General features: G+C 52.1%; 10 protein-coding genes. All 10 read right to left on the reverse strand.

What is annotated here, in order from left to right:
- Nucleotides 1-26: 26 nt before the first annotated feature.
- The 10 genes from KJW29_RS15185 to KJW29_RS15230 all read right to left on the reverse strand — a co-directional run bounded on the left by KJW29_RS15185 (nt 27) and on the right by KJW29_RS15230 (nt 12,499).
- On the reverse strand, nt 27-1,841 hold the full coding sequence (locus tag KJW29_RS15185) for a cache domain-containing sensor histidine kinase (RefSeq protein WP_343222811.1): 1,815 nt from the start codon (nt 1,839-1,841) through the stop codon (nt 27-29).
- Nucleotides 1,838-3,412 carry a response regulator gene (locus KJW29_RS15190; RefSeq protein WP_214630420.1) on the reverse strand — a complete coding sequence of 525 codons (1,575 nt, stop codon included), beginning with the start codon at nt 3,410-3,412 and terminating at the stop codon, nt 1,838-1,840. The genes KJW29_RS15185 and KJW29_RS15190 overlap by 4 nt, the downstream gene beginning before the upstream one ends.
- Before the next feature lie 60 nt (nt 3,413-3,472).
- On the reverse strand, nt 3,473-5,137 hold the full coding sequence (locus KJW29_RS15195; protein ID WP_214631152.1) for an extracellular solute-binding protein: 1,665 nt from the start codon (nt 5,135-5,137) through the stop codon (nt 3,473-3,475).
- 243 nt (nt 5,138-5,380) lie between these two features.
- Complete coding sequence (locus tag KJW29_RS15200; protein ID WP_214630421.1) at nt 5,381-7,078, reverse strand: extracellular solute-binding protein; 1,698 nt, start codon at nt 7,076-7,078, stop codon at nt 5,381-5,383.
- Between the two features lie 74 nt (nt 7,079-7,152).
- Nucleotides 7,153-8,043: a carbohydrate ABC transporter permease gene (locus tag KJW29_RS15205; protein WP_087571573.1), complete on the reverse strand. Its 891-nt coding sequence runs from the start codon at nt 8,041-8,043 to the stop codon at nt 7,153-7,155.
- A gap of 81 nt (nt 8,044-8,124) precedes the next feature.
- The gene (locus KJW29_RS15210) at nt 8,125-9,096 is read right to left on the reverse strand and encodes an ABC transporter permease (RefSeq protein ID WP_087571552.1); all 972 of its coding nucleotides are present in this window, start codon (nt 9,094-9,096) and stop codon (nt 8,125-8,127) included.
- A gap of 215 nt (nt 9,097-9,311) precedes the next feature.
- The gene (locus KJW29_RS15215; RefSeq protein WP_214630422.1) at nt 9,312-9,881 is read right to left on the reverse strand and encodes a YdeI/OmpD-associated family protein; all 570 of its coding nucleotides are present in this window, start codon (nt 9,879-9,881) and stop codon (nt 9,312-9,314) included.
- 2 nt (nt 9,882-9,883) lie between these two features.
- Nucleotides 9,884-10,396, reverse strand: coding sequence for a DinB family protein (locus tag KJW29_RS15220; RefSeq protein WP_214630423.1), 513 nt, complete (start codon nt 10,394-10,396; stop codon nt 9,884-9,886).
- An 82-nt stretch (nt 10,397-10,478) separates the two neighbouring features.
- A complete protein-coding gene (locus KJW29_RS15225; protein WP_214630424.1) occupies nt 10,479-11,396 on the reverse strand; it encodes a helix-turn-helix transcriptional regulator in 918 nt (305 codons plus the stop codon).
- Between the two features lie 110 nt (nt 11,397-11,506).
- A complete protein-coding gene (locus KJW29_RS15230; RefSeq protein ID WP_214631153.1) occupies nt 11,507-12,499 on the reverse strand; it encodes an NAD(P)/FAD-dependent oxidoreductase in 993 nt (330 codons plus the stop codon).
- Between the last annotated feature and the right edge of the window lie 48 nt (nt 12,500-12,547).

Below are 12,547 nucleotides of genomic sequence, written 5' to 3' on the forward strand. Positions count from 1 at the left end.
GCAAGAAGAGCCGCCCGGTTCGAGCTTCAGCCGGTCGGCTCTTCTTCGCTTGGGGATCGCCCCGGCCTCCTCGCCGGAATTCGGATCAACACCGTCGTCCCGATGCCAAGCCGGCTATAAAAAGTTACGCCGTAACGCTCTCCGTATTGAAGCTGCACGCGCTGATGGATGTTCCGGATGCCGATGCCCGTCTCTCCTTCGGCTTCCATCGAGGCGATGACGGCAAGCCGATCGGCCCTTACGCCCATTCCGTCGTCGATGATCCGGTATACAAGATCGTTTTGCTCGAGGGCGACGGAGATTCGGATGTAAATGCGGTCGCCGCTCCACGCGTGTTTGAGCGCATTTTCGACGAAAGGCTGCAACACGAGCTTGATCGTCTCGTATGGCCATATGCGGACATCCACGTCGAATGCAACTTCGAGACGGCTGCCGTATTTTACCTTCTGGATATCCAGATAGGCTTCTGTCTGTTCGATCTCAGACGAGACGCGTATTAACGACTTGCCGGAATTAAGCGTAAGCCGGTAAAACTTCGCAAGCTGCACGACCATCTTCTCCAGCTTCTCGTTCTCCCCGAATTTGGCCAGCCGATTAATGGAGGATAACGTATTATACAGAAAATGCGGATTGATCTGCGTCTGAAGCATCTCGAGCTCGGCTTCCTTCTTCTGAAGCTGCGTCAGGTACACCTTGTTGATCAGCGCCTCCACATCTTCGCCCATCCCGTTAAGCGCCGTCGCGATCTGCGAAAATTCGTCGCGTCCCCTGTAAGCGATCCGCTTGTGGAGATCCCCTTCCCGAAACGCGTTTAACACCGAAACAAATTTCATGATTCGTTTGGAAAAGTAACGGGATATAAACACGCCCGCAAAAGTGAACAACACGAAACAGACGACGCACACGGCGAAAATAAAAGCGCGAACCCGGACCGCCTCCTGCTCGATGACCGTTAGCGGCACATGGGCTTCGATCGTCCAGCGCTGCTTCGGCATCTCCTCGGCAATCGTCAAATACGGCTGGCTCCGTCCGGGATTCGTCACCGCGTATTTGCTCGGACCGGAAGGCGCCGCGGCGCCGTAAGCGCTCGGACTGCCCGCGGAAGCGTAGATCAGACGGCCCTGCTCATCCTTGACCGTAATCTCGCTTCCCGGACCCAGCTTCGAGTCGACGACGCTTTCGAACAGCTCCGTCTTCCGAACGCTAAAGCGCATAACGCCGACTTCTCTCATTTGCAGCAGATCGCTCATATCGACGATGCGGCGTATCATCGAGATCCTTCCGTCGTGCTCGTCTTCCTCGATCTGCTTCCACTGAATTGTCTGCCCGTATTGTTCGGGCGGAATGTCCTTATACCAAGATTTGTTTTCGATTCGGCGCAAATGGTACAGATCGAACGTCTGCGTGTTAAAGTCCTCAAGCGCGTCCCGTTTCTCGTAACGTTCGTTGATGCTTTCGTTGCGCAAGTAGACGGACAGACGCAAATGGAGGCCGATCGACTTCGTCGCGATGTCCAGCTTGGGCAAAATAATCTGCTCCATCCGGTAATGGTTCTCAGCGCCCGTCGCGTCGGTCTTTAGATGCTGAACAAACGTATAATCGTCGTACAGCGTGCCCGATATTCGAATCATATCGCTTGTCTTGTACGCCACGTTGTCCCGAATCTGGATCAGCGTTGCCTGAATGTTCGACCTCGTCTGCTTCCTCATCGACTTCTCGTACATGGATTGCGAGACGTAGCCGTTAAGAGATACGAGAATGATAATAAAAACCAGATAAGACAACATCAGCTTGTAACCGATTGGGAGATAGCGGCGTCCGCGCTCGCGATTCGTCTTCACTGGATGCTCTTCCTGTACTCCATCGGCGTCATGCCGAATTTTTCCTTGAACTGCCTGCTGAAGTAAGGCAAGTATCTGTAGCCTACCCTGTCCGATACTTCATAAATTTTTATCCCCGGCTGCTTGAGCAGTTCGACGGCCCGCTCCATCCTCATCTGGACGAGCAGCTCGTTAAACGACTGGCCCGACTTCTCCTTGATCAGGAATCCGAGGTAGCTCGGCGAAAACGAGAACTGCTGGGCGATATCCTTAAGCGTGATGTTTTCGCCCATCCTCTCCCTCATCGTATGCAGCACGCTGCGAATGAATTTGCTTTCCTTCGTGTTTGCTTTCTCGTTCAGCCGCTCCGAAATTTCGTACAAGCGATGAATGAGCCAGGAACGAATGTCCCCGATCGTATCGAATTGCATCAGAATGTCCAAATTCCTAATTTCGATGCCAAGCAGCTCGAACAGATCCTCCTGGTTGGCGGTCAAATAGTGATCCAGCTTCCATATGATATAGCTGCTCAGATTATGTACGGTGAACTTGGAACGAAAGCCGGTTATCGATTTAAACAAATTTTCCAACTCGTCGTGAAGCAGCACCAGGTTGTAATCCTTCATCGCTTGAAGCAAAGCGGCCATTCGGGCATCGAGCTCCCTGGCGTCGAACATCTCCGGCTTCGCCTGCACTTCTTCGAACTTGATCGTAATGCCCTTTCCAAAAAACATTTTGCCTTCTACCGCTTCAATCGCTTGCTTGTACGAGTTAGACAGTCTCTCCAGCCGGCTTGCGGGCGAACCTACCCCCGTCGTCACCGTAACGTCCAATCTGATTTTCGCTTCTTGAAGCAACCCTTCCAACGTCTCCTCTAACCGCTCCTCTTCCAGCAGCAGCGCTATCCGCTTGGCATTGAGCCTGCAATAAGGTATCCGCCAGCCTCTCATCCCGATCGAGTCATGCAGTTGGCGAATAAAGAGGCGGGAAGTCTCCAGCAAGTCGGCCCCGGAATTGGACGAGCTTCTATTTTCAAGCTCAATAACCGCCACTCGGACCGGCCACTTTAGCTGCTCCATGTCCCGAGACACCTGCAGCTTGTCTCCGAATTCCGCCAAGTTGGCCGCTTCGCCTTCGAACAGCCTGAGCAACAGATCGTTTCGGGCGATAGGAATCAATTGCTTGTACGCTTCTTCTACTTCCCGATGTTTATTCTCTTCGTCGAGATCCCGCTTCACCTTCATGAGCGATGCGACGAGCTCGCTGTCTTCCATCGGCTTGAGCACGTAGCTGTACGCTTTCAGCGACAGCGCCTGCTGCACATAGCTGAACTCCTGGTAACCGCTGACAAAGATGATGCGAATGTTCGGCTTGCGCTCAATCGCGATTTTGGCCAGCTCGAGCCCCGACATATAAGGCATATTGACATCGCTTACAAGGATGTCGATATGCTGCTTCTCCAGCAGCTCGCAAGCCGACAGGGCGTTGTTGACGCTGCCTTTCACCTCCATGCCCAGCTCCGGCCATGGAATAAACCGCCTCATGCCTTCCAGATCCAGCTCTTCATCGTCTACCAGCAAAACGTTGTACATGCCAGTCCCTCCCGTTCCGGAACAAATGTATAGAGGTTGTTCGCTCACGCGCGCAGATCGTCAGTCGTTATTTAATACGCGCAAGTTGTCCTGCCAACGCTTCGTAATATAATCCAGATACAAGTCGAAACCCGCTTCCACGGAAGCCGCGTGCGCATCGTCGAGCACCTCCAGCACTTCTTCGTCAGTACGGCCGAACATGGCGGCCGCGCGGGCGGCAAGCCAAATTTCCTTGAGCTTGAGATAAATTCGCCCCTCTTCGATAGAGGAAGGCGGAATCAGCTTGATAAACGGCGTTGCGTCTCCCTGCGAGCGCCAGGTAATGTTCTGCTGCCAGTACGTAGCCCAATTCTGATCTTCTTCCGGAAGCGTAGCTTCGTATTCGCTTTTCGTCTTGTCGAGATAACCCGTATTGCCGACCCAGATCATATCGCCCGACAATGCCTGTATTTCCGCGAGTCCCTGGGGATCGGAGCTGTACTTGCTCGTGAAAGCAGGCGTTATTCCATCCTCCTTGAAGCCGTTCCAATAGCCGTCCTCGCCTGGCGGCCCCCACATCTGCACGGCCGAGCCTTCCGGGCCCGTCATCCAGTCGAGCAGCGCGAAGATCGCCTCCGGATTGTTCGCGCTCGTCGTGATCGCCGCCGCGTTCCACCCGAGCACATTATAGGTGCCTGGATAGATTCGGGCAGGATCAAGACCTTCCTTATAGATCGGCTCGATAAAAAAATATCCGTCCTGGGGATCGGCCTTCGACAGTTCCGCGTCCGCGGTCATTATCATACGCATCGGATCGGCGCTGGCGTACACGGCCGCCTTCCCCGCCATCAGCTTCTCGCTCACCTGATATTCCGTCTGCACCAGCGCATCCTGCGTCATCAGGCCTTCCCTCATCAGCTTGGCGACGAACAATGCCGATTCGCGGAAGCCGGCATCCTCGTAGATCGATGTCATCCGTTCGCCGTTTGCCACCGCGAAGTAGCGAGTAAAGCTGAAGTTGTCCTCCTTGAACGAGGAGAACAACTGGTCGATGCCTTGCCCTTCCTTCGCAAGCCCCGTCTCGAACGGCACCGCATCCGGAAACATCGTTTTAACCCGGAGCAGGTACCGGTACAAGTCGTCGGTTGTTTCAAGTTTGGGAGAACCAAGCTCTCGATACATTCGTTTATTGACGACAAAACCGGCATTGCCGTACGGCTTATTGGAATAATAGTTTGGGAAATAATAGATATGGCCATCCGGCGATCGAAGCAAATTGATGATCTTCTCTCCCGCCCATTGCCTTAAGTTGGGGTATTCGGCAATATACTCGTCCAGCGGCACGAGCAGCCCCGCTTCCCGCAATCTCTCCAGATCGGCGTCCCTCTCCCCCCATACCACATCCGGCAATTGCTGCCCGGCGACCATCTTCTGCAGCATCAGCTTGCCGTCGCCTTCCGCGCTGACCCCCTTCACATGGACGTTCAACTTGTCGCGAATCCAGGCCGAAGAAGGATCGGCCCCCCACTTGGGCATCGTATAATAGCCATAATGTGCGTAAAAGGTCATGTAGAGCGGCTCCCTCCCTAGGTCGTAAAGACCGTCTTCCGTTCGCGGAGTTTCGGTTGCAGCAGCTTCGGGCGCCTCATCCGACGGCTCGGGCTGCCCCCTCTCCGCCTCGCTGCATGCGATTAACGAGATCAGCAGTAGTCCAATACTCAGCGGTTTCCAGACCGCTCTTCCCATCCCTTTCAATGCAGGGCACCCCCGTCCTTCCAATTCATTCACATATGAACACGTCTTCGAAGAATGCCATAATAATACCAAAAATATCTAAAACAAAATAGATTTTATTGCAAGTACTTCATGGTTTACTTCGTGATCAAAAGCGGACTTTTTAAACAACCTCTTAAACACAAAAAACGGGAGTTATCCCAAAGGATTCTTCCTGCTCCTTTGGGACGCTCTCGTCTTGCTATAGACGAATCCTTATTCCATGCCTAGCGTTTTCTTGTTCGCAAGCCATTGCTCCGTGCGCCACTCCAGCAGCTTGTTGTATCCGTACGACTCCGCGTCCGCTTGGGCTTTGTCGAGAATTTGATCGACCTTCTCGTCGCTGCTTGCCGTAGCGGATTCCGCAAGCACTTGGGTAATGAGATCGAGTATCTTTTGCCTGATGTCGCCGAGCTCGGAATCCGGCTCCGGATTCAGCTTGTTGTTGAGCGCCGTAATATCGTTAGCGGACGGCCACGTAATGGTGCTTTGGTAACGAGCCGACCAGTTCTGCTCTTCCGGCGGCTTGGCGTTTTCGTACTTCATTTTTGCCGGATCGATATAAGACGTGTTGCCAACGATCATAACGCGGTCGTTAAGCGCTTGGATTTCCGTCACTTGGGCAGGGTCGTACTGATCCGTAAAGATCGGCTGTTCGTTCTCGTCGAAACCTTTCCAGTTGCCGCCCTCCGGCCCGAAGAATTGGATCGTCATGCCTTCCGGACCCGTCAGCCAATCGAGGAAAGCAAAGATTTTTTCGGGATCCTTGGCCTCCGTTGTAATCGTCGTTATGTTCCAGCCGAGACGGTCGTAGCCGCCCGGATAAATGTTCGATTGGTCCAGACCAACCTTATGAATCGGCTTGATCATAAAGTAACCCGCTTCCGGATCGGTCTTGATTAACTCGTTATGCGCTTGCGATGCATAAGTCGTCGGACCCGAACCCGCATAAACAGCCACGCGCCCCGTCATCAGCTTCTCCAACACCTTGCCGCGGTCTTGCGTGAACATGTCCTGCGAGATCAGTTTCTCGCGATAAAGCTTGGAGACGAACTTCTGCGACTCGCGGAACGACGGATCCATAAACAGCGATGTCAGCTTGTTGTCCTTGATGACGCCTTGCACGTCGCTACTGAGCGACTTGTAGTTGTTGCCTTCGGCAAAACCGGTGTACAGAACGCCGATGCCTTGGCCGTCGACCGTGCGGTCGGGCTCGAACGGCACCACTTCGTCGCCATACTTTTCCTTAACTTTGCCGAGGTAGGCGTACAGATCGTCCATCGTTTGCAGCGGCGGCTGGTCTAGCTCGTTATAGATTTTTTTGTTCACGACATACCCCGCCGTGTTCGTCGATTTGTTCGTATACCAGTTCGGGAACTTATACAGCTTGCCGTCCTTGGACCGGAGCAGCTCCATCAATTGCGGATCAAGCCACTTCTTGAGATTCGGATATTTGTCGAGATACGGGTCAATCGCCACGATTTTGCCGTTGTCGATCAACCTTTCGATATCCGGATTGTAACGGTCGCCGTAGATAAGCTCCGGCAGATCGCCGCTAGCCATCATCGTGCTCATGAGCTGCGCGTGATTGCCTTTTGCTTGAATCGACTTGATGTTAACCTGCTTGTTCTCCTTCAAATACTTCCAGAGCGGCACATCTTCCATCTTCTCGGGGAAATCCTGCCAGCCGTAATGCGTGTAGGCAGTGAACTCCAGCGGCTCGGAGCCGAATACCCAAGGCGCGTCCTCGCTTTCGCCGGCGTTGTCTTTCTCCCCGGCTTTCGCCGTGTTCGTCGGCGCCGGCTTGGTGCTGCCGCCCTCCCCGTTGCTGTTGCCGGAACAGCCTGCAAGCGCCGCCGTCAATGCAACAACCGTCGCAAGAATCCATACTTTCGGCTTGTTCAACTTTTTCATGCGGTATTTATGCCCCTCTCATCCCGAAATTTATATGTCCAAAGCGTTAACCGCCTTAAACCGAAGCCAACTTGCTATTCCTTCATGGAACCGACCATAACGCCTTTGACGAAATACTTCTGCACAAACGGATACACCGCGATGATCGGCAGCGTCACGACCATGATCGTCGCGCTGACGAGCGACTTCGAAGTAATGCTTTTCTTCGACATTCGCTCGACCGTATTGGAATCGATCCCCATCTGCTCCGAAATCAGATTCGCGTTCAGCAAACGGCGCAGCAGCGATTGCACCGGCATCAGCTGTTGATCGAAGATATAGATCGTCGGCAGGAACCAGTCGTTCCAATGGGCTACCGCCGTAAATAATCCAAGCGTAGCAATGACCGGACCGGAGAGAGGCAAAATAATTTTGGCAAAGATGCCCCAATTGCTGCAGCCGTCGATCTGCGCGGATTCCTCAAGCCCCGCCGGCAAACCTTTAAAGAACGTTCGGAACACGATCATGTTCCATACGCTGACCAGCGCAGGAATAATAAAGACAAGGAAGTTGTTCATCAGCCCTAGCGATTTGATCAGCAAGAACGTCGGTATTAGACCGCCGCCGAAATACATGGTAAACACAAAGAAAAAAGTATAAAACTTGCGGCCCATCAGGTAAGACTTGGTCATCCCGTAAGCGAGCAGAGCCGTTACCAGCGTCGCGCTTACCGTACCGACGACGGTTCGGCTGATGGAGATCCAGAAGGCGTTAAGCAAGTTTTTGTCGCCGAACACGATATCGTAGTTCGTCCAGGTTAAGACGCGCGGCCAAAACGTCACTCCCCCCTTCGCCGTGTCCATCCCTTCGTTTAACGAAACCACAAGCGTGTTCCAGAACGGATATAGCGCGGAGAAGGACAACAGAACCAAGAAGACATATATGCAGATGACCATGGCCCGGTCAGCGGCTCCCAATCGTTTCAAACGCAATGTTAACGACCTCCAGCTTGCAAGATATTGAGAAACCTTCGGCTAGGAAGGCGCTCATGATAATTCAGTCGCTTTCTACCACAAGCTATTGCCGGACCGTCTTGCCAAATAATTGGCGAGCGTAAGCAGCCCGATACTGATGACGGCTTTAAATAAGCCAACCGCAACTGCGTAAGAGTATTTTTGATTTTGCAAGCCGACCCTGTACACGTAAGTGTCAATGACATCCGACACCGGCCTGAGCAGCGGATTTTGAGCCAAAATGAGGATGTCTTCGAAACCCGCGTTGAGCAGATTGCCAGCCGCCAGAATCATGAAGATGATAATGACCGGCATAATGCTTGGCACGGTGATCAGGTAAATTTGTTTGAACTTGCTGGCCCCGTCGATATCGGCCGCTTCGTACATATGTTGATCGACACCGGCGATGGCTGCCAGGTAAACGATCGAACTGAATCCGATTTCCTTCCACACGTTGGTCGAAACGAGAATCGTCCAGAAGTAATCCTGGATGGATAAAAAGTTGATCGACTCGTCGATGGCTCCTGTCTTCTGCAGCAAAATATTGATACTGCCGTTTTCGGTCGACAGCAGCGACATGACAACGCCCCCGACAATGACCCAGGACATGAAATGCGGCAAGTACGTAATCGTTTGCACGAAACGTTTGAACAACATATGTCTCACTTCGTTCAACATTAGCGCGAGAAGGATCGGCGCAGGGAATCCGATCACGAATTTCAGCAAGCTGATCACGATCGTATTTCGCAAAATCGTACCAAAGTCGGGCGCGTCGAAGAACGCCGCAAAATGTTTAAACCCTACCCACGGATTATCGAAAATCCGGGCTCCCGTAAACAAGTTGTAGTCCATAAACGCGGTAAGAACTCCGTACATGGGGATGTAGGCAAAGACGAAAATAATAATGATCGACGGCCACACCATCAGTTGCACATCCAGCTGTTTCATCAGCCTGGACAGAAAGGGTTTGCGGTCGTGACGCCGATCCGGCCTGTTGTAGGGCTGTTCGGTTGCTGCTTGCGGCATGCTCATCCTCCCGTTGTTGTCGTTTGATCTAATTGTAGACGGATCGGCTGTTTGCAACGATATAACGGGTTCACGAAATGTTATACTTCAGCGTGGACTTTAAATGGAAAATTGATAGAAATCGTGGATGTGTGACACTTATTCGAGGTTTGGGTTTAAACAAAAAAAGATAGCACCTTTGAGATGCCGTCTTCTATTCACGTTTGTAGTCTCGTCTATTTCTCCAACAGTCGGCCATTATCGTGCCATAAGCCATACATTTTATTAAGTTTCGTGTTGTCCAGAAACTTCGACAAGCGGCTCTCGTACACCTCCGGTTGGCTTCGCGTGCTTTGGATCGTATCGATCCTCACCCTTCGGTAAAGCGCAGGGAAAGCGAGGAAATGCTCGTACGTTTGCGAATCTTCTTTCAGCTTTTGCACGATGTCGTCATCGATCCGGAACGATTCGAGGTTCATGGCGGGAAGCGCCTTTCGTCCTTCTTCCGTCATGAGCCCCAATCTTTCGAGTCGGCGGACACGTTCTTTGTTCAATTCGGTCCATGAGCTTTTTTTGCTTCGGGGGGAAAGTCTTTGAGCCGTCTGAGTATCGGATATTTTTTTCTTGGTGCCGTCAATCCATCCGAAGCACAACGCTTCTTCGACCGCGTCCAGGTAGAACAGCTTGCCAGGCTCCTGCTTCATGGCGACGACGACCCAGCAGCACTTCTGAAGCTTGCTATTTTGTTGAAGCCAGCTCCTCAGCTCTTCCCTGGTTGTCGCTTCGAGCAGATTTTCAATATCCATATTTACTTTGACGACTCCTTCAAGTACCAGTATAAAGAATAATCATTCATCGTCGAAGCAAATCCCAACTGCCGGATCATCGTGGTAATATTGCCTCTGTGGTAGGTGCCATGGTTGGCGGCTTGCAGCAAAATTTCCGACAGTTTTGTCTCTCGGACCGTCGCAAACGGGTTATCCAGCATAATCGACTGCTCCAAGTCGGACTGGCTTTGCATCCATGCCTTAAAATGATCGCCCAAATTAGCGAATTTGTCCATATACGCTTCAGCGGAATCCAGCAATTCATCATTCAGTGCGGCATAAGAGCCCATGGCCTCCCTCATATTTGTTCCCGTTAACACTTTGTACCAAACGGCATCTATCGCATACATATGGCTGAGAGCGTGGGCTATCGTAGGAAAAGAACTGTTTACTTCCTGATGCAGCACGGAGGACGGAAGCTCCTTTAGCCGTCCCAGGATCGTTGCGGTCGCCCATGTGTGGTAGTTGAACATGTCGATTGGATGATTGCTCATTTTTTAAGTCTCCCTTGTTTTTGTGTTGGCTTTGCCGGTGTTCCTGTCGTCATTATAAAAAAAGAAGTATGACAGCAGTCTGTCATACTTCTTCATAAAGTTTTATGGCCTTGCGAAGCTGGTCCTTCAGGATGGCTCGAAGCTCGCGCGGCTCCAGCACTTCGGCTCCGCCGCCGAAGCCAAGCAGAATCGACCACAGCCATCGCGCTTCCAAAGGGCGATAAACGGGAATTCTCAACATCATGCTTCCGTCATCGAGAAATTCCCTGTCGGCAAAGTTAAAGTGATCCATGGCTTCCGCCAAAGTTTCGGGGCCGACTTTCAGGACGACATCAGCCACCCCATCCTTGAGCGGACGTTGCGTCGCCGATTCTTCCTTCCGCAATGCGTCACGCAACGTATAGACAGTCTCCGTGACGACCGGATTCAACATGCGGGATAAACGAAACTCCCGCTCCCCCTGTCTGCTTCGGCAATACCCCTGAATATACCAATTGCCGTATTTGAAATGGAGACTAAGCGGCTCCAACTCTCGGTTCGTCCGCTCGTTATTCCAATTAATGTAGTCAAAAGCGACGACCTTGCGTTCGGAGATGGCCTTGCGAAGCAGGGGGAGCAGCTCGGGCTCCGTGCGATTCGTCTCCAGATCCACCTCAAGACTGACCGTCTCGCGGCCCCTGTCGATGGTTTTCAGCCGCTCGATCGTCCCTTGCGCTCGCTCATCTTCAAATACGGAGGAGAGGCTTGCCAACACCGTAATCAAGGAAGAAACATCGTACGAGCCTAGCAGGCTCCTGTCCATTTTATAACCGTCCATGATCCCGTACCCGCCGTTTTGGCCTTGATACGATACGACAGGAAAGCCGGCTGCGCAAATGGCGTCGATATCCCGATAGATCGTGCGCTGGGACACCCCGAACTCATCCGCAAGCGCGGCAGCCGATATCACATCGTGATTAAGCAGCTTATAGATGATGGAGATTAGTCGCTCCAGTTTCATTTGGATAATCCCGTCCGTTCCGTCGTTTTATGCGAATCGAGCTTATTTTAACATAAGAGGAACAGGTTTAGCTTTACATTTCGGCAGGGCAAGCTTAACAGAACTTCTGCTCAAAGCTTCATGTTGCTGCTGTGTCCCGGAGCCAACCGCGCATTGGGATCCATATAGACCTTGGCATTGTTAACAGCCGTAGGCGCTTCGCCAAATCCAACGGCTATCAGCTTCACTTTGCCCGGATATGTCGTAATGTCTCCGGCAGCAAATATGCCCGACACGCTGGTCTCCATGCGGGAATTGACCGCGATGGAATTGTTTTCAATATGCAAGCCCCATTCGGATATGGGTCCAAGCGACGATACGAACCCGAAATTTACAATAAGCTCATCGACCTCGATCTCTTGCGTGGCATGCGTTTTGACGTGGGTCAAGGTCACCCTGTCGATTCGGTCATCGCCGTGGAGCCCGGATATTTCGGATGGTGTAATAATGTTTACATTGGATGCATGCAACTTCTCAACACTGTGCTCATGTGCGCGAAAATGATCGCGTCGATGTACCAAATAAACTTGCTCGGCAATCGGTTCAAGCATAAGCGCCCAGTCTACTGCGGAATCTCCGCCGCCGGAGATAAGCACCTTTTTCCCCTGGAAACGGCTAAGGTCGTCAATAAAATAATGCAAATTGCTATCCTCGAACGTATCGGCGCGCTCTACATCCAGCCGGCGAGGCTCGAAGGCGCCTACGCCGGCGGTTATAATAACAGTCTTTGCATGATGCTCGCCCTTGTCGGTTCTGACAACGAAGTGCCGTTCGTCAAGCTTATGTACCAACTGGACCTTCTCTTTAAGACGGATATCCGTATGAAACAAATCCATCTGCCTGGAGAGATTGTTCACCAGCTCTTGAGCCGTAATCTTAGGAAAACCTGCAACGTCATAAATAAATTTATCGGGATAAAGCGAAGCAAGCTGTCCGCCGAGCTGCGGCATACTTTCGATTAGCTTAACGGAAGCTTGACGCATTCCGCCGTAAAAGGCGGCAAACATGCCTGCCGGCCCGCCCCCAATAATCAATATGTCAGTAATATCATATTCTTGCTGCATCGTAGTCACGTTAGGATGTTCCCCCATCATAATGGCGTTTGGCAAGGC

It is taken from the genome of Paenibacillus agaridevorans (assembly GCF_018604145.1).
In the GTDB taxonomy this organism is placed as follows: domain Bacteria; phylum Bacillota; class Bacilli; order Paenibacillales; family Paenibacillaceae; genus Pristimantibacillus; species Pristimantibacillus agaridevorans.